The organism is Enterococcus sp. DIV0187, from assembly GCF_051713785.1.
In the GTDB taxonomy this organism is placed as follows: Bacteria; Bacillota; Bacilli; order Lactobacillales; family Enterococcaceae; genus Enterococcus_A; species Enterococcus_A avium.
The window spans coordinates 2,376,079-2,400,037 of the sequence record NZ_JBIOQO010000001.1 but is presented as its reverse complement, the minus strand read 5'-3'; the positions used below and the strand labels follow the sequence as shown (position 1 = coordinate 2,400,037).

The 23,959-nt window shown below is 35.7% G+C and carries 27 protein-coding genes and 2 pseudogenes; 26 read left to right on the top strand and 3 right to left on the bottom strand.

What is annotated here, in order from left to right; all coding sequences use genetic code 11:
• The first annotated feature begins 1 nt into the window (after window position 1).
• From IGI52_RS11750 to tnpA, 12 genes and pseudogenes are all read left to right on the top strand, one after another.
• Window positions 2-937: an ABC transporter ATP-binding protein gene (locus IGI52_RS11750; protein WP_222226326.1), complete on the top strand. Its 936-nt coding sequence runs from the start codon at window positions 2-4 to the stop codon at window positions 935-937.
• On the top strand, window positions 930-1,700 hold the full coding sequence (locus tag IGI52_RS11745) for an ABC transporter permease (RefSeq protein ID WP_431413860.1): 771 nt from the start codon (window positions 930-932) through the stop codon (window positions 1,698-1,700). The genes IGI52_RS11750 and IGI52_RS11745 overlap by 8 nt, the downstream gene beginning before the upstream one ends.
• Window positions 1,701-1,834: 134 nt before the next feature.
• The gene (gene arsC / locus IGI52_RS11740; protein WP_438781381.1) at window positions 1,835-2,245 is read left to right on the top strand and encodes an arsenate reductase (thioredoxin); all 411 of its coding nucleotides are present in this window, start codon (window positions 1,835-1,837) and stop codon (window positions 2,243-2,245) included.
• 135 nt (window positions 2,246-2,380) lie between these two features.
• Window positions 2,381-2,887: a GNAT family N-acetyltransferase gene (locus tag IGI52_RS11735; RefSeq protein ID WP_438781380.1), complete on the top strand. Its 507-nt coding sequence runs from the start codon at window positions 2,381-2,383 to the stop codon at window positions 2,885-2,887.
• Between the two features lie 163 nt (window positions 2,888-3,050).
• On the top strand, window positions 3,051-3,371 hold the full coding sequence (locus tag IGI52_RS11730) for a DUF960 family protein (RefSeq protein WP_438781379.1): 321 nt from the start codon (window positions 3,051-3,053) through the stop codon (window positions 3,369-3,371).
• Between the two features lie 61 nt (window positions 3,372-3,432).
• Window positions 3,433-3,906 carry a JAB domain-containing protein gene (locus tag IGI52_RS11725; protein WP_438781378.1) on the top strand — a complete coding sequence of 158 codons (474 nt, stop codon included), beginning with the start codon at window positions 3,433-3,435 and terminating at the stop codon, window positions 3,904-3,906.
• A 57-nt stretch (window positions 3,907-3,963) separates the two neighbouring features.
• Window positions 3,964-4,266 carry a 4'-phosphopantetheinyl transferase gene (locus tag IGI52_RS11720; RefSeq protein ID WP_438781377.1) on the top strand — a complete coding sequence of 101 codons (303 nt, stop codon included), beginning with the start codon at window positions 3,964-3,966 and terminating at the stop codon, window positions 4,264-4,266.
• Window positions 4,259-4,408: a hypothetical protein gene (locus IGI52_RS11715; protein WP_216410781.1), complete on the top strand. Its 150-nt coding sequence runs from the start codon at window positions 4,259-4,261 to the stop codon at window positions 4,406-4,408. Before IGI52_RS11720 ends, IGI52_RS11715 begins: the two co-directional genes overlap by 8 nt.
• Window positions 4,409-4,453: 45 nt before the next feature.
• On the top strand, window positions 4,454-5,026 hold the full coding sequence (locus IGI52_RS11710) for a DUF1643 domain-containing protein (protein ID WP_137439456.1): 573 nt from the start codon (window positions 4,454-4,456) through the stop codon (window positions 5,024-5,026).
• 104 nt (window positions 5,027-5,130) lie between these two features.
• Window positions 5,131-5,475, top strand: a complete 345-nt coding sequence (locus IGI52_RS11705) for a Mor transcription activator family protein (protein ID WP_137439457.1) — start codon at window positions 5,131-5,133, stop codon at window positions 5,473-5,475.
• A 2-nt stretch (window positions 5,476-5,477) separates the two neighbouring features.
• A complete protein-coding gene (locus tag IGI52_RS11700; RefSeq protein WP_270716745.1) occupies window positions 5,478-5,849 on the top strand; it encodes a hypothetical protein in 372 nt (123 codons plus the stop codon).
• Window positions 5,850-6,116: 267 nt separating this feature from the next.
• Window positions 6,117-6,440, top strand: a pseudogene (gene tnpA, locus IGI52_RS11695) (IS200/IS605 family transposase); the annotation flags it as partial.
• A 121-nt stretch (window positions 6,441-6,561) separates the two neighbouring features.
• Here tnpA and IGI52_RS11690 read toward each other — a convergent pair.
• Entirely contained in the window at window positions 6,562-7,434 is an 873-nt protein-coding gene (locus IGI52_RS11690; RefSeq protein ID WP_270716743.1) for a hypothetical protein, read from the bottom strand.
• 553 nt (window positions 7,435-7,987) lie between these two features.
• Between IGI52_RS11690 and IGI52_RS11685 the strand changes: the two genes are divergently transcribed.
• From IGI52_RS11685 to IGI52_RS11625, 13 genes and pseudogenes are all read left to right on the top strand, one after another.
• Entirely contained in the window at window positions 7,988-8,926 is a 939-nt protein-coding gene (locus tag IGI52_RS11685) for a hypothetical protein (RefSeq protein ID WP_438781376.1), read from the top strand.
• A gap of 155 nt (window positions 8,927-9,081) precedes the next feature.
• Window positions 9,082-9,513, top strand: coding sequence for a hypothetical protein (locus tag IGI52_RS11680; RefSeq protein WP_438781375.1), 432 nt, complete (start codon window positions 9,082-9,084; stop codon window positions 9,511-9,513).
• Window positions 9,514-9,609: 96 nt separating this feature from the next.
• On the top strand, window positions 9,610-10,422 hold the full coding sequence (locus IGI52_RS11675) for a replication initiation factor domain-containing protein (RefSeq protein WP_438781373.1): 813 nt from the start codon (window positions 9,610-9,612) through the stop codon (window positions 10,420-10,422).
• Window positions 10,423-10,564: 142 nt separating this feature from the next.
• Window positions 10,565-10,999: an RNase H family protein gene (locus tag IGI52_RS11670; RefSeq protein WP_438781372.1), complete on the top strand. Its 435-nt coding sequence runs from the start codon at window positions 10,565-10,567 to the stop codon at window positions 10,997-10,999.
• A 29-nt stretch (window positions 11,000-11,028) separates the two neighbouring features.
• Entirely contained in the window at window positions 11,029-11,637 is a 609-nt protein-coding gene (locus tag IGI52_RS11665) for a hypothetical protein (protein ID WP_438781371.1), read from the top strand.
• A gap of 59 nt (window positions 11,638-11,696) precedes the next feature.
• Window positions 11,697-11,930 carry a hypothetical protein gene (locus IGI52_RS11660; RefSeq protein WP_438781370.1) on the top strand — a complete coding sequence of 78 codons (234 nt, stop codon included), beginning with the start codon at window positions 11,697-11,699 and terminating at the stop codon, window positions 11,928-11,930.
• Between the two features lie 179 nt (window positions 11,931-12,109).
• Window positions 12,110-13,498, top strand: a complete 1,389-nt coding sequence (locus tag IGI52_RS11655; RefSeq protein ID WP_438781368.1) for a recombinase family protein — start codon at window positions 12,110-12,112, stop codon at window positions 13,496-13,498.
• Entirely contained in the window at window positions 13,485-15,179 is a 1,695-nt protein-coding gene (locus tag IGI52_RS11650) for a recombinase family protein (RefSeq protein ID WP_438781367.1), read from the top strand. Before IGI52_RS11655 ends, IGI52_RS11650 begins: the two co-directional genes overlap by 14 nt.
• Before the next feature lie 428 nt (window positions 15,180-15,607).
• Entirely contained in the window at window positions 15,608-17,512 is a 1,905-nt protein-coding gene (locus tag IGI52_RS11645) for a hypothetical protein (RefSeq protein ID WP_252654311.1), read from the top strand.
• A 28-nt stretch (window positions 17,513-17,540) separates the two neighbouring features.
• Window positions 17,541-18,686 carry a hypothetical protein gene (locus tag IGI52_RS11640; RefSeq protein ID WP_252654310.1) on the top strand — a complete coding sequence of 382 codons (1,146 nt, stop codon included), beginning with the start codon at window positions 17,541-17,543 and terminating at the stop codon, window positions 18,684-18,686.
• 108 nt (window positions 18,687-18,794) lie between these two features.
• Window positions 18,795-19,262 carry a hypothetical protein gene (locus tag IGI52_RS11635; protein ID WP_252654309.1) on the top strand — a complete coding sequence of 156 codons (468 nt, stop codon included), beginning with the start codon at window positions 18,795-18,797 and terminating at the stop codon, window positions 19,260-19,262.
• Window positions 19,259-20,140 (top strand): hypothetical protein, encoded by an 882-nt coding sequence (locus tag IGI52_RS11630; RefSeq protein WP_252654308.1) that lies wholly within the window; start codon window positions 19,259-19,261, stop codon window positions 20,138-20,140. The genes IGI52_RS11635 and IGI52_RS11630 overlap by 4 nt, the downstream gene beginning before the upstream one ends.
• A 319-nt stretch (window positions 20,141-20,459) precedes the next feature.
• Window positions 20,460-20,711 (top strand): annotated as a pseudogene (locus IGI52_RS11625) (JAB domain-containing protein); the annotation flags it as partial.
• Between the two features lie 362 nt (window positions 20,712-21,073).
• Here IGI52_RS11625 and IGI52_RS11620 read toward each other — a convergent pair.
• Complete coding sequence (locus IGI52_RS11620) at window positions 21,074-22,501, bottom strand: aldehyde dehydrogenase family protein (protein WP_438781366.1); 1,428 nt, start codon at window positions 22,499-22,501, stop codon at window positions 21,074-21,076.
• Window positions 22,502-22,547: 46 nt separating this feature from the next.
• On the bottom strand, window positions 22,548-23,309 hold the full coding sequence (locus tag IGI52_RS11615) for an SDR family oxidoreductase (RefSeq protein ID WP_311893097.1): 762 nt from the start codon (window positions 23,307-23,309) through the stop codon (window positions 22,548-22,550).
• A 208-nt stretch (window positions 23,310-23,517) separates the two neighbouring features.
• Between IGI52_RS11615 and IGI52_RS11610 the strand changes: the two genes are divergently transcribed.
• Complete coding sequence (locus IGI52_RS11610) at window positions 23,518-23,913, top strand: MerR family transcriptional regulator (RefSeq protein WP_311893098.1); 396 nt, start codon at window positions 23,518-23,520, stop codon at window positions 23,911-23,913.
• Window positions 23,914-23,959: the final 46 nt, after the last annotated feature.

Here is a 23,959-nt window from a genome sequence, read left to right as displayed (position 1 = left end):
AATGGCAAATGCACTAGAAATAAAAAATTTGAAAAAGGTCTATGCAACTGGTGTCGAGGCATTACGAGGAATCGACTTACAGGTTGAAAAGGGTGATTTTTACGCTCTTTTAGGTCCAAATGGTGCTGGAAAATCGACAACGATTGGAATCATCACCTCTCTTGTCAATAAAACATCTGGGAAGGTAAAAGTTTTTGACTACGATCTTGATACTGATTTAGAAAAGGCCAAGCAGCAAATAGGTCTTGTTCCGCAAGAATTCAATTTCAATCCTTTTGAGACTGTTCAACAAATTGTAGTGAATCAGGCAGGGTATTACGGAGTTCCGAGAAAAGAAGCATTGAAGCGCAGTGAGAAGTATTTGAAGCAATCAAATTTATGGGAAAAACGTAACGAACGTGCTCGAATGCTCTCTGGCGGGATGAAGCGCCGGCTGATGATCGCTCGAGCACTAATGCACGAACCAAAGCTATTAATTTTGGATGAACCAACCGCTGGGGTGGATATTGAACTAAGACGTGAAATGTGGTCCTTCTTAAAAGAACTAAACGAAAATGGAACTACCATTATCTTGACCACTCATTATTTGGAAGAAGCTGAAATGCTTTGTCGAAATATCGGGATCATTCAATCAGGAGAATTGATCGAAAATACCAGTATGAAAGAACTTCTATCCAAATTACAGTTTGAAACATTTATTTTAGACCTTGCACCTCATAATGCAGCACCTAAGATAGAAGGATATACGTATTGTTTAGAAGATGACCTGACTTTATCAGTGGAAGTTGAACGAAATCAAGGAGTAAATGATATTTTCAATCAACTCAGCGATCAAGGAATGAAAGTTTTATCGATGCGTAATAAATCCAATCGTTTAGAAGAGCTGTTTTTGAAAATCACAGAAGAAAAAAGTCTTTCGGAGGGAACCAATGTTTAATCTTTATTTTACCGCGTTAAAAAGTCTTGCCGTTAAGGAAACCAATCGTTATCTCCGAATTTGGGTACAAACGTTAGTACCGCCTGTTATAACGACATCGTTGTATTTTATCATTTTTGGGAAAATGATCGGTGGTCGAATTGGAGACATGGGCGGGTTTTCCTATATGGAGTTTATCGTACCAGGATTAATTATGATGTCAGCAATCACTAGTTCTTACGCAAATGTCTCTTCGTCGTTTTTTTCGCAGAAGCTGCAAAAAAATATTGAAGAATTATTAGTTGCGCCAGTGCCAACTCATATAATTATCTGGGGTTTTGTTATTGGGGGACTTGGAAGAAGTTTACTTGTAGGAACCCTTGTAACGATTGTTTCTTTATTTTTTGTACCACTTAACGTACATTCATGGATTATTGTTATTCTCACATTGTTAATGACGGCGATCTTGTTTTCATTAGCAGGCTTAATAAACGGCGTTTTTGCTCAATCTTACGACGATGTATCAATAGTACCAACATTCATTTTACAACCTCTAACTTATCTAGGCGGCGTATTTTATGCGATTTCGATGTTGCCACCATTTTGGCAAGGAGTTTCAAAAATCAACCCGATTGTTTATATGATATCAGCTTTTAGATATGGATTTTTAGGGACGACCGATGTACCAATAGCCGTTTCAATCACAATACTTGTTCTGTTCATTTCAGTTCTTTATACTGTTTGTTACTATCTAGTTAATACTGGTAGGGGATTAAGAAGTTAATAGAATCATCAGTTTCACCTAACCACTTCTTTATAAGCCGTAATGATGCACAGAATAAAATAAGTCTATCAGAAATAGATTGAGAAACGAAAAATAGAAATTAGCTTTCCATTATTGATTGGAGGAAAATGATAGTGAAAAAAATTTACTTTTTATGTACAGGCAATTCGTGTCGTAGTCAAATGGCTGAAGGTTACGGTCACAAATTTTTATCTGATTCAGAGTTTGAGGTCAGAAGTGCGGGTATTGAAACACATGGACTGAATCCAAGAGCTGTGAAAGTCATGTCCGAAGACGGTATAGATATCTCAAAACAAACATCAGATTTGATTGATTTGGACTATTTTAACCATGCTGATTTAATTATTACTCTATGTGGTGACGCAAAAGACAAATGCCCAAGAGTTCCAAAAGGTGTCGAACATTTACATTGGGACTTAAAAGACCCTGCTCAAGCACAAGGATCAGAAGAAGAAATTTTAGCAGAATTTAGAAATGTCAGAGACATTATCAAGAATAATGTAAAAGGTCTATCTTCAATATAAGCCAAATTACAATTGTTTGATTGGGATTTACATTACCAAAAGAATGTATCATAGTATGATTATGTGCAAGACATCCGATTTAGGATAGTCTATGGATAGAAATATCTGTAATTCTTTTACCGAAGGAGGAAACCAATGGTTGTAGAGATTAGACAAATGGTAGAAAGCGATTGGCTTGATATTCGAAGAATCTATATTGAAGGAATAAAATCCGGTGAAGCTACCTTTGCAACTATTTCATCTTTACCGAATAGTTACATAGAGTGGCAAGCTGAGCATTCATCATTTGGTAATTTTGTAGCTGTAGAAAATGATAATGTAGTTGGATGGAGTTCGTTTTCACCTGTATCTTCAAGATGTGTTTATAGTGGTGTCGTGGAAATTAGCATTTATGCAGAAAAGGCTAGACGTGGTAAAGGTATCGGCAGTATTCTCATGATCAGTGCAATTAAGGCTAGTGAAGAAAATGGTATTTGGACGATTCAAGCGAGTATTTTCCCTGAGAATGAAGCCAGTTTAAAGCTACATGAACGGAATGGTTTTCGAATTGTTGGTAGAAGAGAAAAAATTGGAAAGCTTGAGGATACTTGGCGAGATACTTTACTTTTAGAACGAAGAAGCAAAGTTACAGGAATTGATTGAATAATTCCTTAGAAAAGCGTCTCGGATAACTTTTAGTTATGCAATTTTGCTTCCAGTTTCTCAATGAGATAGCTCAATTTACAAATATATATTATTACTATGAAGCCTAATCATCTTAATCGGTGATTGGGCTATTTTTGTACCTTAAAAGGAGGATTAAGCAGTGTTCAATACACAAGAAAATCGCTACATCACGAGAGGAGTGAATGAACAAGTACCAAAGGAAATACAGCAACGATGTTTTCAGCTGATTGATGACAAAGTAAAACAAGCAGAGGTTCAGCTAGATAATCTACAGATATTCGAGTTTAATCGCGATGCACAGAGGGGAACGATCACGATTATCCATCGGCAGGAAGAGCCATTCGTTATTGATTATCATGAATGTCGAATAACGGATGCTTTAGCAAATTTCCAAATAAAAAAGCTGTGGGTGATTGATGATCTTACACATCAGACTATGTTGTTACCGGAAGAGTATTGATCGCACATAGTAAGTACAAGAGTAAGAAATTTCAAAAATTAATAGAAAGAAGGACTTATTAATGAAGAAAAATGAACCACAAAAACGAGTAAACGTTGTGTCCTTACAACTAGTAAAAGAATCATCACTTTTATATGGCCCGAGGCGAATTACCAATACACGACTAGCTTATGAGCTTTTTGCCCCCTATTTAAAAGAGAAGGATCGAGAGCACCTGTATGTCGTTGGATTGAATACGAAGAAGGAACCAACATTTTTGAATCTGACATCAATAGGTACGATTAACCAAGCAATTGCAGTACCTAGAGATATTTTGAAACCAGCTATATTGGCAAACTCAACTAGTATTATTGTTGCACACTGCCATCCTAGCGGTGACACTGCAGCTAGCTACGCTGATATTGCTTTTTCTGAAAATCTCAGGAAAGCGTGCAAACTATTACAGATTGATTTAGTAGACCATTTAATTATAGGTTGTTCGACTGATAAGTATAGTTCTTTAAAGGAACAAGGCTATTTAAAGAATGAAGATTAACCCTAATGACGATCACTGGTCATTAGGGTTTTCTTTTTGCAGAGGGGACGGATCGAAATGTTACATCAAGCAATCAACATACTAAAAGAACAAACGGGGATTGAAACAACTGAAAAAGACTGGGGATTTGAATCGGTTACCGCTGAACGTGAAGAATTGGACCTGGCAATTATTCAGGTAAGCAACATGGAGTTACCAGTATTAGTTATGACTCATTTGTACGTGTACGTTGATCAAGAATCAGGAAAGGATTACGTGGTGTACCTCCTGACGGATATAAACAGTGAGCACGAACTTACTTGTGGGTTATTAATAGAAGGAAAGCTTCAGTGGTATCTAAATGGTGCCGCCTATGATTAGCCCTGAAATATGGAAAACGATAGCTGAATGCCTACAGGACATCCTATTGGCACTAGAGAAAAATGAAAGGATTGGTGACAACGATGAAGTGGTTCAGATTGATTGCGAAGATCGCAACAGCAGTGATTGTGACGTTGATTAATGCGCAAATTATTTAATAATGATAACAATAGAGAGGGTGAACACAATGATCGAGAAGAAATTGGAGATCGTAAAAACGGAAATTTGGCGAGACTCGGAAACACGTACCCATCGATATGTCTTTAGGCGAGAATGGGAATCCGCGAAAAAAGATGAAAAGACTGGTCCATTGGCAGTCGTGATAACCATTAGACCAAGTGATGTTGAACCATTCACTACAGATTTGACGTTATTTCTAATAGAACAAAATATTCGAAAGCTTGGGAACTACTCTGGTTTCCTAGCCGTTAATCTGTTTAGTTCCACAGAATTAACAACGGCATCTTCATTCGCGTCTAAAGGAACGGACGAGAACACGATGGAGACCTTAAGTACGGCACTCTCTCAAAAAGGGGTAGATACGATCATTTTTGCAGTGGGATCAGTAATTCAGTCCAATACGACTGCGATTGAACAGACTAAGGCGATTTACAATTTGCTTAATGCGAAACAGAAGAAAATGACGAAGGTGCTGACAGATCCCAATACTGGAAATTGGTCACATCCTTTGAACCCCTCCTGTAGGAAAGGCTGGAAATTGGCAGCTATTGATCCAAAAGTGTTTGATGCCAAAGAGTAACTCTTGCGACAAAAGCAAATAAATGTCGCAGAAAAAGACGCAAGATATGCTTTTTTGGAAGGGTTATTATTATTTTACTAGATGGTTTGAATGGAGGAGGGCAGATGAATGAGATCAATATTCAAGGATGGAACAAGGTGTATCGTGAGCTTGAAAAAGTTATTGGATTAGATGCAACACTAAGCTTATTTAAGGAATATCGTGGAATGCAGTTGAATCTACCAATCCGGTTGATCTCACGATCCTATATGTTGGAAGTGCTTCGGAATGAGTACACTGGATACAACAAGCAAGAGCTAGCAAGACGTTACGGGTATAGCCAACGCTCTGTAGAAAGAATGCTGAGAGAAATCAAGAATGAAAAAGTAGACGAGGTTAACGAGACGGAATATCCTCCGTACATAACCGATATAAAGCAACAAAAAAATGATGAAAGAAATGGGGTATGAAAATGTACGAAGAAACTAATAATGGAAGTGGACTCGGTAACTTGTTATTGCTTTTGGTTATAGTGGGTGTTCTGGGCTATTTATTTGTGAAAAAGATGTTGCCATGGATCAATCAAAAGTTAGACACAGATTTTAAATGGTACCATATACCATTGGCGATTGGGGCGGCTCTACTAGCAGTTGTTGGCCTGTATTGGTCAAGTGAAAGTAACAAGCGGTCAACCAATTCTGATTTAATGAATCGACTGAATAAGCTCTCGAATGAAGAATTGATGCGAATTGTGGACTCTGGAAATGATATGGCTGAACGGAATGCAGCAAGAACTATAATGGAGATGCGAATCAAACGGCGGAAAAATATGATTAATAAATAAAATTAACTGCCAGATCAGTCAGAATTAGCAGACTTTGAACTTGGACATCCGCTTTGACAAGCGATGCCCAAGTTCTTTTTATTAATGACTTTAGTCAGTTTCGCTCGCGTTAGCGAGTGAAACAAGAAAACCGCGCGTTTCTACGCGTGGACGAGATAGCTTTAGCGATAAAAACTCCTTTCGATATACTAATAAGTGGCTACCAACCGCTCATACTATCGAAAGGAGTTTTTCTATGTCATCAAATGACGACAAAAGTTTATCACACAGTCGGTAGAAATCATAGAAGCACATGCCATGCCAGATCATATTCATATGTTAGTTAGAGTGCCACCGAAAATAAGCATTTCAAGTTTCATGGGATTCTTAAAAGGAAGAAGCGCCACGCTTATCCATGAGCAGCATGGAAACTTAGTGTATAAATATGGGAATAAGAGTTTTTGGTCGAAAGGCTATTATGTAAGTACAGTAGGGTTAAATCAGAAAACAATTGCAAAATATAAAAGAGAACAAGAAGCAGAGGATCGAAATCGAGATAGCATAAGTAAAAGAGAATACGTCGATCCATTTAAAATGAAGAAAAAGAAATAAAGTAGCGAGCGATGAGCGGTTGGCGGTCTTTTAAAAAGCTCCATTTATGGAGTACGCGAGCAGTGACCTCTTCTAGAGGTGTTAAAAAGCCACCCGTTTTCACGGGTGGATGAGTTACTTATTAATCAGTTGAAGAGGAGTCAAAGTTTTCATCAAAATCATACCAGTCAATTTCATCCATGGTTTTAGCACCATAATAAAGTTGTAGATCTTTTGTAGAAAATTCAAAATTGTCGATTGGGTAATTCGCCACAAAAGCTCTACCGTAGGAACTATCTAGAATTTCAGATAGTTCATCTTCAAATTCTTGCTGTTTCAGTTTGGGTTCTGCGATTAATTTTTCAGTACCATTCTTTTGCTCGAACTTATCGATTTCCGTTTCAATAGTAGACAAATAAGCATCGAACTGATTAAACCAAAACTGAGCGATTTCTTCATGTCTATCTTTTGGCAATTGGCTTACCCTTTCAAAAAGGCTGTTTTCTTTTTCTTTCAATTCTGTTCTGATTTTCCATTCCAAATGTTGTACATATAGATTGAAGGCGTCAATGAAAGCAGTAAATGCCCCATTTTTTTCATCATCAGTACCTAGGCTTTTTCCTAATTGGACTGAAAATGCATCGAAAACATCAAACCACTCAGAATTGGTCATTTCCCCAATTTTACCGCTCCTAAATTTTTTATACGAAGCGATCTTAGGTGTGTCAATATCGTTTTCATAAAGTGAAATAAACTTAATAAACTCTTTGGATGTACTTCTGTCAAAGTAAGGAGTTTTTCCTTTATCATCGCAGCTTTTTGTGATTTTATCCAATTTTTTTTTCAGATTTTTATCGGAAATGACTTTGGTAAACTTATTCAAATCACGTTTATTTTTAAGCTCAGCAATTTTTGCGTCAATATCGCTTGTTTCGTGGAACGTTTGTAGCACTAGTTCACGTAAAATTTCTGTGTATGAAATAAGATCTTCGTTGTTCTGCAATGGTAACGTCATAATTAATCCTCCTAAAAATTTTTTTTAAGCACCAAATCGCATTTTGTAGTGAAACAATCTAATCAATACATATAACGTTTAAGACCAATCATTTATCATTGATTTTGTTGATAGCAACGTTGCGATTGATCAACAAGTAAGATTTGTCTGACCGCTGTGGATTCATCTTAATTGAAGACATCTGGATCGTCAAAAGTGAAATAAGCCCTTTGGTAAGCGCTTTCAATAAATTCGTTTTTTTTAAACTTAGAATCCATAAAAAGTGTTCAATATTGAAACTTATTGGAGTTAAATTTTCAGCTATCTGAATCAGGTTATTGAATAACAAGGTCATGATGATTATAGGGGTCTGAGGCTTGGAAATTAATTAAGGGAAATTTAATTTTTACATTAGCAAATCTACATGATGAAAACTAGTTGAAAGAATTTGCTAATAGAAAATAGGTTTGATGCGTTTAGATCATTGACAACTGAGATGAAACAGTATCTGTATAGAGACATTGTCAGGTAAATATTTACACTTTTTCTTAGAAAAAGCCTAGGAGGAAAAATAATGAACGATTTTTTAGAAGAAATGTGCAAGCAGAATAGCGATCCAGAATCTGAAACACTTTGGTCCATGGAAACGATTATTATGAGTGGTAAGATTCCAAAAGTAAAAACCGATTTAAAGAAAAATTTCTTTCAGTCCTTTTCGAAGGCTGTTATCACACCGGATGTGATTATTGTTGAAGGAGAAAATTATCGGGCTGAATTTGTGAATCGAACCACCAATTATGTCATTCCAACAGAAGTAGAACAAGTAAAAAATGCTTTAGAAAAACTTGCAGAGCTTTATCCGGCAGATGAGTATGGGGTCGAAAACATTGAGGTTTCCTGTGATGAAGGAGAAATCATACTCGCTAAGGAGTTCCCCCCAGAGGAACAACTAAATCCAGATAACGATTTTTATGATGTATTTGGATCGGAACCAGGAGATTTTTATTTCATTCAAAATGGTCATGATTCTGAGTATGAGTGGGTTGTTGGAAAGAATCAATTATTGGAGATTGGAAGCCCAATGCCGAAAAGTGAGAAAAAGAACGGACAAAATGCCTTTCATCTAATGGTTCCAAAGGATTATTGTCCATCAGAATTTTATCATCAAACGATTAAGTATGCGTACGAGCGTGATTTATTTGTAGATGAAGTTCTATGTGAATCAGATGGAGACGTTTTTTTTGACAAGCTAACTGAAAAAACCAACTCAATGTGTGAAAAGGATAGTCTGGCGATCAATGATTTTCAGGAATTAATAGAGGTGACATCGTACGATAGACTATGCATTCTTTTTTGTAATACGCCGGGAAAGGGATCCATTTTCATTTCTAATGAAAGAAATACTGAGTTTTTAAACTTTTGGAAAATCTACAGTCTCCAAGAATTTTCAGCGAATAGGCCTTTTATAAATAAGTTTCGAAAAGCTATTAGTGATTTAGAAGATTATATGTAGTTTCAAACTAAATCAAGCTACTACATTATTAAAAAATTTTCATCATCAATTAAAACTGATAAAAATGAATATCACGCTCAATTCTGTTCACAGAGGATTGAGCGATTGAATTGAAAATTAGTACTATTTTTCAATAAAAAAAGGAATGATTTTGAATGCCGAATTACATTTACAGCGGGCAAAGCGCGGAAGTTTTGCCGAGAATAATAAAAATCAAGCAAGTCACACACAGTAGCGATGGGAGAAAACTTTTCATCACAGGCGATGAGCTAGATGACACAGGCAACATGATTTTGCAGAACTCTCGGATTGAAATTTCCAAAAAGGGATTGGGTCAAGGCTTTAATTATTCAGTAGGTGAAGCAGTTGGAGCATGTTTGACAGCTTTTGGACAACCAGCAGGAAATAGTGGGGCGAAAAGCTTTGACCTCGATCAGCTCATAGGGACTGTCTGTATCGTTTTCTTTCACCAAAAAGTCACAAAAGACGGTCGAGTTTACACATTGTATCGAGATCTGTTTCCTTTACAGGTAGTGCAGTTTCCTTGGATCAATGTTCCTGACGCCGGAAATGTTGACAATTTTTAGTAGTGGAAAAGGAAAGCCGCGCTAAAAATGTTACCCCGAGAGTGACTAGTAATACTAGTAGTATCGGGGGTGACAGTCTCACTGGAGGAGTTACTTATGACTATTGATTACATCATGATTTCATTTGTATGTGCAAGTGTTTCGGATGTGTGCGGCTATCTGTTTGATCATTTAATTGATGATTTTAAAGTAGTGGATAGCAATATGCGCGGCTTCCAAAGTGCGCTTACCAATGGCGTGATATTTATTCATTACGAAAACAAGGGAACAAAACCAGTGGTACTGCTGGAAATTCGTTCTGCTGGATGTCGTTTCTTGGAAGAGCAGGCAGATCACTCTTGGCGAAACTTTTTCCAACAACTAACGATGATAGCTAAGCATGTTTCGATTGAACGTTATTCGATCAAACGAATGGATATAGCGATAGATAGTTACACTAAAGAAACGTTATCTCCTACTCGTGCTGAAAGCTACCTAAAGAAACGACTAGTGACTTCTCGCTTTAGGGTAAGCAGAACGATTAAGGAGTATCACGTTAAAACAGCTGAGGTTACAGGCGATAGTATTTACTTTGGCAGACGTACGAGTGATCTGTATATCATCGTCTATGACAAGCAGTTAGAGTCTGACAGTGATTCATGCTGGTTTCGATTAGAACTTCGTTTCCGTAATCTCTGGGGGACAAGAGTGATGGCCGCTTTGTTGGGTCAGCCAGATACGTTTTCGGAGTTTATCGCAGATGTTCTTGAGGCAAATATTCAGTTTCGATCAAGTATTCATAAGCGTTCTGAAGTAAGACGTCAACCATTGGCAAAATGGTACTTAGATTATCTATCCTATGTTCGGCGGCAAACCTTGTATGGACTTGACTCGCCCGAAACAAGAGGGGGTGTAACCCTAGATGATTGATTATGATGATCCGGACAACTTTAGATCCTTAGAAGAAACAGAACCACAATGGGGTATTTATCTTTAATCTTTGCTGATCTTGAATGACGGATTCCAGAGCTTTCAAGATCAGTTCTATATTGAATACGGAAGGGAATTTGTTATGAAGAAAAAGAAAAACTCACATATCAAGTTTTATACTGATGGTTCTTATAATCCTAAAAAGAACCAGTATGGATGGAGCTTTGTGACTGTTATAGATGGTAAGCAAGGCTACTACAAATATGGTTCTGGGAGTAATCCTAGTTATTTAAGTAGTCGTCAAATCGGTGGAGAGCTTGTTGCTGTATTGCAGGCTTTAAATTACGCAGAATACAAAGGATACGCTGAGGTCTGCATTTGCTACGACTATGAGGGAATAGAAAAATGGGCTGATGGTACATGGGCGGCAAGGAGCGCAATTGCTCAATCATATGTATACCTTATAGGCCAAAAAGTAGAAAAAATCACTGTTCATTTTAAGAAAGTAAAAGCACATGCGAATGATCCATTCAATCTAGTCGCGGATCGCTTAGCTAAGAAAGGCGTAAATCAATAATAACTATAAAAGAAAGAAGGCTGATGTAAATGGTAGTCATTAAGAAACCAGGAATGTTCAATGAGGACAAACAATCAGAAATTAAGACAGACATAGCAAAGAGTCTTAGTGATGCAAATATTCAAGGCAACGAGGATACAGTAAATGATATTCCTGTTGTCAAAAAAGAAACACCAATCGATAATCAATCCTCTAGTGATACGATTGGAGCAAAAATAAAAGGATGGGAAGAAACGATGGCAGCGAAAACGTCTCCACGAACAGTGAGAACGCTTAACCCAAATTCTATATCTTGGCGCGTACACGAAGTAATTGCGAATTACGCAGAACAACCAAATCTTGAATATTTGCCAACGATAATCAACGATCAGCTGAAAAACGAGCATGGATTAACAGATTCCGATATCAGTAGCTATTACTATGCCAAAAAGAAATCCGGTTATTTGGACAATCGGGAACTTAGTCCTAAGGAATCCGAAAAAATGAAAAAGCCTGTTCGGGTTTGGTGGACAACGGATCTTTTCTGGGATGTTTACGAAGCAACAAAGGAGCGGATCGCAAGTGAACAAACGAAACAAACCTCTGTTTTGACCTCGGTCGTTGAAGAATCGACAAGTACAGATGACGAAAGCGAGTAATGCATTCAACAGGTTTTCCAGTATCAAGTAATCAAAATAACTGTAAAGGCGGTAATTAAATGAAAAAAACAAATGATCAAAAAGTCTATGAATATGTGTATAGGGTGTATGGGGAGAATCCCTTCACTACAGAGCAGATTTACAGTTCAGCAAACGTTATTGGTATTAACCCAGCAAGCATAGGTGCAACACTAAATAGCCTAAAGAAAAAGGGATTGCTGAAGAACTATGGTAAACGTGAAACAATAAACGGACACATTCAAAAGACTTGGAGAGTCGTGCCAGTTAAATAGAAAGTGGTGATTAAATGAACACAGAAAACAGCCATCATCTTCCACTAGATGAGGAGTATACCCAACAGTTTGAACCTTTGGCAAAGGAATTGGCCAAAGGGCTAATGTACTACTTACAACCATAGAACAAACATGAAAAGGGGACAGATCGTCCTCTTTTTTGTTAGGAGGGAACCAGGATGAACGTCGCTTATTGTAGAAGCTCTGATTGGAAAAAGGGAAAAGTATCCTTACAATCTCAAAAAGGTCTGTGCGAAACAGAAGCAAAAAAGTCCAACTTGATCATTCCGAAGGAGAATTTCTTATTGGAAAAAGGACAATCTGCACGAAATTTGAATCGCCCAAAAATGAAGGTATTACTAAACTGGATTCGCTCAGATGTACTGGATCATGGTCATTTGTTCGTTCCTAGTTACGATCGGCTGACCAGAGAAATAACCGACTTAAACTATTTACTCAATCTATTTGATCAACATGCTATTACCGTTCATTCGGTGAAAGAAAAAATCCCTGATACAATGTCACGCTCAACACGTACATTTTATATCTATTCGCTAGGTGCAGTGGCCCAAGCACATTTAGAGACGAGTCGGCAACATGCTTTACGTAATAGTGATCGACGAAGAAAAGAAGGAAAACCGATTGGGAGTGCCCCTTTTGGATATACCTATACGAAAGAAAAATTGATTCTCGTTCCTGCAGAAAGTGACGTTGTGAAAGACATATTTGACCTCTATCTTTCTGGTTTGGGATACAAGAAAATTTGCCAAGTACTAACCGAGAAAGGATTAACTATATATGGAAGATCCTTTTTAGATCTAGATATTTCTAGAATACTGAAAAATCAAACCTATGCAGGATTTTTAGGAAAAGGAAGTACCACTTACAAAGGCAATCATCAACCGATTATTTCACTCGAAGCGTTTGAACGGGTTCAGAAAATCCGTAAACAACGACAACAGCCTAAGAAACATGATGCTCAGTATCCTTTAAGAAGGAAATTATTTTGCTCATGTGGGTGGCATATAGGAGTGCATACCTACGAAAGCAAAAAAGGAAAAATAAGGCGTTATTATGAGTGTGCGAATCCCATTCATCGTGAAAAGAAATTGGCTATCCGTTGGTCAGCAGATCATTTGGAAGAGACGGTTTTACAGACAACAAAAACTTTTTTGTCCAATGTAAAGTTTTTAGATCAACTTCTTCGCCAAATAAAGCGTCAGCAAGCATCCAAGCAGAAGCAGGAAGAAAAACAACAAGAATATCTTCAACGCCGAAAGAAAAAACTGTTCTTACAGTACGAAGGGCAACGTATTGATGCGAAAGAATTTACGCAGCAACTATCACAATTGAATGGAGAAAAAGTGCTGACTAACAATCGCTCAACTATTACGGTGAGCGAAGTCAAAGGTTTATTCGTTACGGACAGCAGTGTACCAGATACGTTTTTCTTTCAATTGATTGAACAGATCCGATTGTCTGATTTGAATGAGGTTCAAGAACTTTATCTTACTAAATTACCAGAGCACAACCTACTAGAATGGAGTGAAGAAAATGAAAGAAAGTAAATTATCGCCTACTCAACCACAACTACTTAACCGACAACAACGCCGAAAGCTTGGAGTGAAAGTTGCTGTAGGATATGTGCGTGTATCAACTGAACGCCAACAAAAATTAGGCATCAGCCTAGTGACGCAAGAGACGGAGATTAAGGAAAAAGCTGAGAGTTTAGGTTATATTTTCGGTCAAACCTATGTGGATGGTGGAATATCGGGAGCGGATATCGATCATCGCTTAGGAATGCTTCAATTACTAGAGGATGCTGCAAAAGGCCTGTTTGATGCCGTTGTAATCTATTCCGTTTCAAGAGCAAGTCGTGATTTAGAAGATTTTCTATTAATTGTCAGCACGCTAGAAAGCTACAATATTGAATTAATCAGTATTACGGAACAGTTAAATGAAGAAGGTTCATCTGGAAATCTGACGAGAAACCTGTTTGCGATTGTAGCACAGTTCGAAAGAGAACGAGGAAGTGAGCTAACTGCTGAGGGTATGAACACGTTAGCAAAAGAAGGTCGGTTCACTGGCGGAAAAATGCTGGGATATAAGAGTGGCATAGACGAGCAGGGAAGGAAAACTTTGTTTATTGTTCCAGAAGAAGCGGAGATCATAAAATACATCTTCTCTGCATTTGCATCAGGAAAGGGCTATCTAGCAATAGCTAACGATCTTAACAAACGTGGTGTTAAAACTGTTAAAGGAAACAGCTTTAGTGCCGATTCAATCAAAACGATCTTGAAAAATCAAAAGTATGGCGGCGTTATTCAATACGGAAAGTATCGACAGTGGAAGAAAAAACGCCGACGTGGTTTGAGCAATGACGTGATTGTTACAGATTCTATTCACGAAGCAATCATAGAAAAAGAACTTTTCGAAAAGGTCAAAGAACGATTGGAAACAGAATCGATCCAACCTAAATGGAATCATAGGGGAGAGAATCTTCTCACGGGTATTCTAAAATGTCCCCGCTGCTCTGGTCCTACTGCAGCATCCAATGTAACAAACACCTTGAAAGATGGCACGAAGAAGAAAATCCGCTATTATTCATGTGCGAATTTCAGAAGAAAAGGGAAGGCTGGTTCGGGGTGTAGTGCTAATTCTATTCGCGCTGATTTTATTGAAAAGTTTGTGGCTGATAGATTAGTTGAAATTATTACTGTACCTGGATTTTTAGATGTGCTAGTGAGGGAAATCAATGCAAGAATTCGTGAAGAAATCAAACCTTTGGAACAAGAATTAGCAGTGCTTGAAACAACTATCCAAGATATTAGTGAGAAGCTTGAAAGCTGGAAGCAATTTGAGGCCATTGCAAATGAGTTCAGTGAGGATATCAACCAAAGAAAGGAAGAATTGACTGAACAGTTGATTTTTTCTAAGCAGCGAGAACGGGAGATACTTTCAGTTTTAGAGCATCAAGATCAACTAGTAGAAGTTACTGATGTCGAGAAAATATTGAAGGCTTTAAATGAGATGCTAGAGCATGCAGAGAAAGCGGTAATCAAACAAGTCTATCGTTCCTTTATCGAGAAGGTAGAGTTTGATCCATTGAACAAAGAAGATGTCAGAATTACCATGAGGTTTGACGAAAATGTCATCCAACAACTAAACCAAATATACCAAGAGGCTGTATCCAATCCTATGGATACAGCCTTATTTGTGCTTAATCGTCCATTTACGTTGATTGTCTAACAACTCGCTATGTAATTAGTTTGTTCCGTAACGAAACCCTAGCTATTCTATGTAGCTAGGGTGATTGTTATGGAGGGGCGTAACAATTGAATGAAAAAAATCGATCCATAAGAACTCTCATGCTACTCATTAAGTTGGTTGTTATCATAATTATAAATAATGTTAAAAACTTTCAAAGCAGCAGGAATATCAGAATTATACCCAATTCTAGTTTGTTTCAGCCAATCATTGTTCCTGTTAAAATCTTTCAATGCATAGGAAGTCGGAATATTTTTTAAGTAGTTATGTGAGCTGTTATCGATTCATGTATGATGCTGTTAACGATAAATATTTTTTGGGTACAATATGTATTATATTGTGAGATCGGTTATCATTAAATATAGGACGAAGTTAGTAGAGAATCAATTAATCTGGTGGAAGTGAGCATAGTGGAGCGTATTAAGTATTATGGAAATGGGTATGCAAATAAAAATCAAAAGGAAATTCTTGAATACATTAATCACATTGATCTTGAGTCAAATATGACGTTGGAGGATATTATTGAGGTATTTAATATTAGGCAAATGATTGAATCAAATTCTTGGATGGATGAGAATAATTCATTTAATATTTTTAATACGGAAACCTCTACTATTTTAGGAAGGTTTTATTCAAAATATCAATTAGACTCTGATGCGATTAACGATTATAATTCTTTGGAAAATTTATATTACAAAGATTTTTGGCAATTGTTTGTCAGATTTGGGTTGATAAAGCGGACCACAATTCCTGTATTTAAAACATTTATTGAAGAGACGCAAGTTACTCCTATGTTAATGCTACAACATGAGTCAATAGTAAAAAAATATTCTTCAGTATTGAGGGATTACTTACTAAAGACCCCAAGATATTTTGAACTATTCATTAACTACTTTGACTCAACTATCCCCCCGGTTTTTAATTTTCCTTCTGGATTTACGGAGGAAGAGATTAATGATTGGGCTAGGAGATACTGTGAGCTTTCGGATAACAATAGTAATTATTTAGAAAGAATTTGTAATTGGAGTGAAAAACAAGAGTATAAGATTCGCGATAAGACTAAACTATTAGCTAACAAAGTAAAGAAAGAGAATCTCACTAAATTATTTAGCGAGAATACTGGTCATACTACCAAAATGGAAGTAGAATTTTCAGAACAAATGGAATCGGATTTTAAATTTGAGGATAAGGGAGCTTTTAGTTTCAAATTAACTTTCAATAAGAAATGGTTGCTGAATAATTTGGATAATCGAACTATCCTAATGAATTATATCTATTTTTTTGGTTTTTATAATCCATTTGATGGTTTTAGTTATGCTCAATCGGGCTATGAATCTGAAGGTCTTTTAGAACTATTACAACCAAAATCAAGATATGGTTATAGACGGGGATTTTCACAAAAAACTACAGATAATATGTGGGATTTAGTCTTTCTAGCGTATTTCGACTTTTTGCAATATCAGGGGAAGGATCTAGAAGAAATTTTTGGATCATTTTACAGCGAATATATTGAAGAGGATTACAATCAGTCAGGTTTTTTCTTCAGCCCGTCATCAAAGAATGTATCTTATTACGAAAGATGTAAGGCACTTATACCCGAAATGGATGGTGTTTTAAAGCAATATGAACTACTTCGAGAAGAAGGAGAAATTGACGAAGAACTTTATGCAATAGGATCAAAAGGTAAGAGTTATCAAAATTTAGAATCTTTTAGCACAAAAAAGTTTTGCTATTTTAAATCTGAACGAATTGTAAAACTCGCTAATCTCCTATTTTCGAATCAATCTATATTAGCTGCTGACTCAGAAAAAGATGAAAAAAAATTCTTCATCAGAATCATTAAAGGAGCTGCAAAAAGTGATTTTAATAAGTATCAACTTCCTACCATTGAAAAGCTAATTGAAGAAAAAGTTTTAGGAGTAAGTATTGCTAATCAGTTGTATTTTAGAGATGAAATTATGATTAATTGTCTACTTCATATTTGGAGTTCAGGCTACATGAACCTCCTTTATTGTCCTACTGAGGTAGTTGAGTCTATTAATAAATTATATGAGAATGATGATGTTAGGTATGGCGACACACTATTTTCTGAACAGGAAGCAGATATGATTTCTTACTATATGGATGATAAAAAGTTTGGTAATTCTATGGCAATTAGAAATAAAATTACTCATGGGAGAGCAACAAAAAAGAACGCTTCTGAAGCAAAAATGTACTATTTAAAATTGTTAACTGTACTATTACTTTATACAATAAGGATCAGCGAAGAGTTAGATTTACTGGAATTAGTATCAGAAGGAATAAAATATAGATGAAATATAGTTCGATTGGAGAGTATCTGATATGTCAGAAAAATTAATGATGCTTTCACAACTAGAAATAATGCGCGAAGCAAGCCAAGTTAAGGCATGTATGTTACAGGTACAATTTGCACCAACAGAATCACAGGCTGCTATACACATGAATCTTTTCCCCTATTACTCAAATTTATGCATAGGCTTAGATTCAGTGATTTTTCCAATTAACGAAATTGAAGAGATAGTAAATTGTGATTTTATTAAGATGTTAAAGAGAAACAGAATTGGTATGAAGCTTCTTTCCGATAAGAAAAGACTAAGGAAAAAAATTAATATTCTGAGTAAAATTATAGACTCCAATAACAAAGTTTTACGAATGGACTATGGTGCACTCCAAAAGATATACATTAAAGTTTTTGGTCAAAAAGATTTTGGTGTCTCCTTTTATAATGGTTTCCCCATTGCAAATACATTTCAACAGACTCTTTTTTGGGTGGACTTCCTGTTAGATGAGAACAATAATGAAAATACGTTTGAGGGATATGTAAAACACATGGGTGAACAGCTAAAAAACTTTTCTCGAGATGTTGGTGCATATATTTCTACTGTAGCAACAGGTTTTGAAGAAAGTTTTAAGATAGATATCTCAGAATACATTGCTAAAGAACGGACTTCTGAGATTTGTATAGATACAAAGGAATATTATTTTAGTGATGATAAACGAAGAGATATTTTTACGTCTAGTGAAGATAAATTTATTCAATTAATGGTGTTTGTGTCGCAGTGTCAGCTGAATTTTGTGGACAAATTACTTCCCAATTTTATTCCTGTTACGTCCGAATTTTATTTAAGGATTAAGCTTATTAATTATCTTTCAGTAGTGTCGATTTTGGGAAGTGTAGAAAATACCTTATTATCGTCTGGAAATTTTGATTTGATAGATATATCCGAAATATTTAAAGAGAAAAACAGATTGTTTCCTAAGGACAGTCCTTTGAGAAATAATATCTTTCATTACAGCATTTCAGATATCGATGCTAGTAAGATTGATTATACTAACAATATAATCAATGAACTAATAAAGGCTAGCTCTGATATGGAACCAGACTTGTTTTTATCACAAATAGATGTGCAGATTGATGCAATCAACTCCATTTTTACAAGTTTTATTGGAGAGATATCAAATGTTTAAGCTATCTATAATCATGAAAGTTTGGGAACTTATGACTAATAAAAGGTTTAGTCTTTCTTGAAGAAAGAGACAAATAATAAATTAAGACTTTAAGCGATGGAGAAGGAAATGTACATTATTTTTATTTTGGCTCTTCTAATAACAACCATAAGTTTAGTAATAGTTTACTTTATGTTTAAGCTTATTCAAGTTAATGAAAATAAGGCTAGGTTAATTACTTTGACTGGTGAGTTATTTTTAGTAATGAGTGCAGTTTTGTTTTTTACTATCAATTCTAGTATATTGGATCAATTTAATAACAGTGATCTGTATGTGATAAAAGAATCTTTGAGAAAAATTGAAATTCGACTTAATCATATAGAGCGAAATCAACACCTAGATGAGCCGACTGAAAGGTCTCACAATTCTAATACAATTTCAGAAATGGAAGAACATGTTGAGTATTCAAATATGCAAATTGATACCGCTGAAAAAATCACTCTTTTTTTCACGACTCTTGGAACAATTTGTCTATTTGTTGGTAAAATTTGTTCATATAAAATTTTTGTGGAGAAGGAAAAGGATATTTCAATATGAAAAAGAAATTATGGCTTCTGACAGAAGGTGTACGACTTTTAGGAAGTGGGATAGGAGCATACTCGTCGTACAGAATTACTGGGGATGGAGCCGCTAGCGCTGTAATTGGAACCGTTGTTGGAAGTAAAATCGAAGACACATTCAATATTATCAGTGAAGAAATGAAAAGCCGTCAGTTGGCTCCAATAGAAGAAAGAAAAGTTGTGAAAACAGCAACGTTTGCAACAATTAGAATGAAAGAACTTTTTGATGAAGGAAAAGAAATGAGGCAAGATAATTTCTTTGAGGATTATCAGGGAAATAGAAATGCAGCTGAAGAAGTATTTGAACATACATTGATTATTGCTCAAAAAGAATATGATGAAATGAAATTAATGTTTTTAGGCTATCTATTTGCAGGTATTCTTTTCGACGACACTATTTCTAAAGATGAGGCTAATAAATTATTGGAAATAGGAGAGAGAACTTCTTATAGACAAATAAAACTGATTTCTCTATTCGCACAAAATCACATGAAAGGTGAAACGGGCTTTGATATTTTTAGCTTTTTACAAGACAAAAATTTTTTAGAAAATCTAGAATCAATGAATTTTCCAATTAAGGATTTTAAGAAAAATTTGCCTGCAAATGTAGAGATACCAGAAAAAAACTATCAGGAATGTGGAATTAAAGGATATGAACAAATTTCATTATTACAAGATATATATGATTTGATTAGAATGGGAATTTTGCATATGTCAGGCCAAATTATAATAGACATTACTCAGATTAATCCATCGATAGTGGCTCCGATAGGGTTAGGCGCTCAATTATATAACTTGATGGATTTGAAACGAATAAGTAAAGAAGACAAAGACGAACTTGTAGCAATACTATAAGATAATTTAAAGTGTACTAATATTGAGCAGTTTAGTAAATTAGCTGGAGCTTTTTAAACACTGCTCTTTTTTACGTTCCATTAAATATTATCGTAAATATCATTCACTTACGATACCCAGAGCCGTACCATAAATGATGATATTTTTTTATTTTTCCGCGGTATGATAGGCTTTATAGCACATTTAATAGATAAAAATGAATCGGAAGGATAGATTATTGCAGATCGGTGACGAGAAAAAGAAAAGAATTACCAGCATGCGGCTGGCCTATGAGCTTTTTGAACCTTATTTGAAAGAGAAGGGTTGAGAACATCTTTATGTCGTTGAGTTGAATACGAAAAAGGAGTCAACATTTTTTAATTTAACTTCTATTGGTACGATTAACCAAGCAATCGCAGTACCTAGAGACATTTTGAAACCCGAAATACTATATAAATCATCCAATATCATCATTGTTCATTGCCACCTAAGTAGGAACACAACTTCCGACATTGTTTTTACTGAAAAACTCAGGAAAGATTCTATAAGTAGTTCTGATAGACTAGTTAATTATTGGCTGTTGAACAGTTAAAAATAGTTCTATAAAAGAAAAGACTATTTAAAACATGAAAAAACCTAAATAACAAGCAAATGTCATTTAGGTTTTTCTTGAATTACTCTATTAATATGTATAAAGAACTACACAATAAAAGATACGGAAATCATATTCAAAGCAAACTATAGTGCCTAATCAGTTAATGATAAACTTTCTGTACGTATTGGAAAGGACCTCATTTACTTACCATAGTGTTGAATCTATTTAGCTTTGCCTATAGATAAGAATATTTTTTCTAGATCTACAAGTTGTTAAGGTATTCTACCTACTGGGAGTACTCAACTAAAAAATACCCCAATTTAGCTGCTAAGCTCTCTTTTTGGCAACTTTGCAGTTGTTTACATATCAACAACAATCGACTTCATTTGAGTCATACTTTCTATACTATATTTGATGCCTTGAATGCCAATACCCGATTTTTTTATACCTAAAAATGGGAAATTATCTGGACCTCTTTGTGTACGGTTGTTAATTTGAACAGTTCCGACATCTAAAGCGTTAGAAACCTTTTGAGCTTGTTGTAAATCATTTGAAAAGACAGAGGACTGTAATCCATATTCAGATGCATTTGCCACCTCAATCATTTCCTCAACTGATTGTACATGTATAATAGGCAAAATTGGGGAGAATGGTTCAACCCAAGCAAGGTCCATATCACCTGTTACATGATCAAGTAAGGTAGGATAAACCAGATTTTTCTCTATTTTTAATGGCAGAATAGCCGTAGCACCCTTTTTAATCGCATCTTCATCTAAGAGCCTTGTTTGCTCGACAGCAGCATTATTAATAACAGGTACAATTGTAGGATTATCTTGAGGCATTCCAACGGATAATTCTTTAACGATTTTTTGTAGCTTGTTTGTTAACTTATCTGCATTTTCTGATGTTACTAATACACGCTTAATGGCTGTGCATCGTTGACCTGAGTAACTAAAAGCCCCAGCGACAATTTCTTTGGCAGTTAAATCTAAATCGGCATCAGGTAAGACGAGAGCAGCGTCTTTACCACCAAGTTCACAAAGTATCGGCTTAATACCTGCTAATTTTCCAATGTGTTCGCCGACTTTAGTGCTACCGGTGAAGTTGATAAAATTTACAAGTGAATGTGTAACGATGTAATCACCAATTATACTCCCTTTACCAGTAACACTATTGACTACCCCAGCTGGAATCCCTGCATCAATAAAGGCTTTGATTAGTGATAGAGTACTAATAGCTCCTTGTGATGCTGGTTTTACAACGACAGCATTTCCGCCCATAAGCGCAGGACCAATTTTCGAAGCAGCTAAATTTACAGGATAGTTAAATGAGGCAATGGCTAAAACCACGCCCATTGCTTTGCGTGTAATAAAAGCATGCTTGTTTTCAGCCGTTGAATCAAAAGAACCACCTGAAATAATCTCTCCAGTTGATTCCACACCAATATCTGCTGTATAACGAAGTAAATCTGCTGTACGGATTATTTCATTCTTCGCATCTTTTAAGCTCTTTGCAATTTCCCACATCATTATCTCAGCGATTTCATCAACATGTTGCTCCAATAGATCTGCTGTTTTGTATAATAGTTTTGCTTTTTCCTTTCGGGGGATTTTTTCCCAACTAGGTTGAGCTGCTTTTGCTGCTTCCATGACACCATCTATATCCTTTTGTGACATTGATGGTGTTTCACCAATTAGGCTTCCATCGATAGGAGAAAAAATGCTCAGGTATTCTGCTGCTCCTTGTAACTGACCGTTTATAAGATTATTGTATTTTTTATTTTTCATTACGTAGGCTCCTTCATTTGACTTACTGATTTATATAAATCAGTTTTTACCATGCTACAGTTCCACTAGTATTACTGAATGTACCAGTAATTTTATTTTCATTTGAAATAGCAAGCTCCACAGCTCTTGCAATGCCTTCTTCAATACTTTTGGCACCATGTTTTTTTGCATCTTCAGCGGTTCCACCACCAAAATCTGTAGCAACCATGCCAGGATCAATGGCATTTACTGTTATGATCGAATCAGTTCGCTCTGATAATTCTTTTGCTAGTTTAATAGTGTACATATTGACAGCAGCTTTAGATGATTGATACCCAGCAGCACTTGCATTATAAAGTGGCGAATTAACTGACGTAGCCGCTGTTAAGGAACCCATCTCACTAGAAATATTTAAAATTTTAGCATCATCGGTTTGCTCAAGTAATGGCAACATTGTTTGTGTTACATCAATTAAACCAAAGAAATTAACTTCAAAATCTTTTCTTATAGTATCTAAGTCTAATTGTGTTGGTGTACGAAAATTATCGAGAGAAATTCCTGCATTATTTATTAAAATACTTAAATAGCCATATCGCTGCTTAATCGTCTCAGCTGCTTGCAAAATTGAACTATGATTAGATACATCTATTTGAATAAAATCTGCATCAATATGCAATTCTTCGAGCTGTTTAACTGCATTTTTTTCACTTTCTTCATTTCTAGCTCCTAATAGGATACGATGCCCTTTTTTTCCTATTTCTTTTGCCATTTCAAATCCCATTCCGCGATTTGCCCCTGTTATTAAGGCTAATTTTTGTTTTTTACTCATTGAAATTACCTCCTGTTTTTTTTTTAAAATTGTAACAGGTAGATAATAGCAGGTTCGTGTAACATGAACGCAAGGCTTTTTCGAAAATTTTTTTTAATCTACCGGATAGGGGACTCGAACTTTCATTTTTTGCAAAAGAATTTTATTGGATTAATCTCGTATCCATGCTAAACTGACACAACTATTAAACTTGAAGAGAGGGATTCAGATGTACACAATCACTGAAGTAGCAGGAAAATATGGGGTTTCTAAAAATACGTTGAGGTATTATGAAAGTGAAGGGCTTTTGGTCAATATCCACCGTGACAGCAATGGAACTCGTTCCTATTCAGATGATGACCTAGAAGAAATTGGTAAAGTTATTCATCTAAGAAATATGGGGGCTTCTATAAAAGAGATAAAGGATTTTCTTTTTAATGAAAAAGAAGTTACTGCATCGGAACTAAGAGAAAAAATTATTTTTTTAGATAATCTTGATAATCAGCTTATTAAGAAATTAACTGATATAAAAGAGCAAAGAGAATATCTTTCACGAAAGAAGGAGCGTTTTGAACACCTGCTCAAATCTAAAGAAGTAGAAGTGTCTATTGGAAGTGGAAGATAAGTCGGCTATTTTTAGCGTCTAATTAGCGAAGATTAAAGAAATTGAG

Bases quoted from the DNA above. Each gene is read 5' to 3' on its own strand.
- IGI52_RS11655 (WP_438781368.1), top strand. From the start codon at position 12,110: ATGAACGTCGCTTATTGTAGAAGCTCTGATTGGAAAAAGGGAAAAGTA.
- IGI52_RS11690 (WP_270716743.1), bottom strand. From the start codon at position 7,434: ATGACGTTACCATTGCAGAACAACGAAGATCTTATTTCATACACAGAA.
- IGI52_RS11630 (WP_252654308.1), top strand. From the start codon at position 19,259: ATGAAAAAGAAATTATGGCTTCTGACAGAAGGTGTACGACTTTTAGGA.
- IGI52_RS11635 (WP_252654309.1), top strand. From the start codon at position 18,795: ATGTACATTATTTTTATTTTGGCTCTTCTAATAACAACCATAAGTTTA.
- IGI52_RS11670 (WP_438781372.1), top strand. From the start codon at position 10,565: ATGAAGAAAAAGAAAAACTCACATATCAAGTTTTATACTGATGGTTCT.
- IGI52_RS11725 (WP_438781378.1), top strand. From the start codon at position 3,433: ATGAAGAAAAATGAACCACAAAAACGAGTAAACGTTGTGTCCTTACAA.
- IGI52_RS11665 (WP_438781371.1), top strand. From the start codon at position 11,029: ATGGTAGTCATTAAGAAACCAGGAATGTTCAATGAGGACAAACAATCA.
- IGI52_RS11745 (WP_431413860.1), top strand. From the start codon at position 930: ATGTTTAATCTTTATTTTACCGCGTTAAAAAGTCTTGCCGTTAAGGAA.
- IGI52_RS11650 (WP_438781367.1), top strand. From the start codon at position 13,485: ATGAAAGAAAGTAAATTATCGCCTACTCAACCACAACTACTTAACCGA.
- IGI52_RS11640 (WP_252654310.1), top strand. From the start codon at position 17,541: ATGTCAGAAAAATTAATGATGCTTTCACAACTAGAAATAATGCGCGAA.
- IGI52_RS11680 (WP_438781375.1), top strand. From the start codon at position 9,082: ATGCCGAATTACATTTACAGCGGGCAAAGCGCGGAAGTTTTGCCGAGA.
- IGI52_RS11675 (WP_438781373.1), top strand. From the start codon at position 9,610: ATGACTATTGATTACATCATGATTTCATTTGTATGTGCAAGTGTTTCG.
- IGI52_RS11715 (WP_216410781.1), top strand. From the start codon at position 4,259: ATGATTAGCCCTGAAATATGGAAAACGATAGCTGAATGCCTACAGGAC.
- IGI52_RS11685 (WP_438781376.1), top strand. From the start codon at position 7,988: ATGAACGATTTTTTAGAAGAAATGTGCAAGCAGAATAGCGATCCAGAA.
- IGI52_RS11720 (WP_438781377.1), top strand. From the start codon at position 3,964: ATGTTACATCAAGCAATCAACATACTAAAAGAACAAACGGGGATTGAA.
- IGI52_RS11735 (WP_438781380.1), top strand. From the start codon at position 2,381: ATGGTTGTAGAGATTAGACAAATGGTAGAAAGCGATTGGCTTGATATT.
- IGI52_RS11660 (WP_438781370.1), top strand. From the start codon at position 11,697: ATGAAAAAAACAAATGATCAAAAAGTCTATGAATATGTGTATAGGGTG.
- IGI52_RS11705 (WP_137439457.1), top strand. From the start codon at position 5,131: ATGAATGAGATCAATATTCAAGGATGGAACAAGGTGTATCGTGAGCTT.
- IGI52_RS11620 (WP_438781366.1), bottom strand. From the start codon at position 22,501: ATGAAAAATAAAAAATACAATAATCTTATAAACGGTCAGTTACAAGGA.
- IGI52_RS11710 (WP_137439456.1), top strand. From the start codon at position 4,454: ATGATCGAGAAGAAATTGGAGATCGTAAAAACGGAAATTTGGCGAGAC.
- IGI52_RS11610 (WP_311893098.1), top strand. From the start codon at position 23,518: ATGTACACAATCACTGAAGTAGCAGGAAAATATGGGGTTTCTAAAAAT.
- IGI52_RS11700 (WP_270716745.1), top strand. From the start codon at position 5,478: ATGTACGAAGAAACTAATAATGGAAGTGGACTCGGTAACTTGTTATTG.
- IGI52_RS11615 (WP_311893097.1), bottom strand. From the start codon at position 23,309: ATGAGTAAAAAACAAAAATTAGCCTTAATAACAGGGGCAAATCGCGGA.
- IGI52_RS11750 (WP_222226326.1), top strand. From the start codon at position 2: ATGGCAAATGCACTAGAAATAAAAAATTTGAAAAAGGTCTATGCAACT.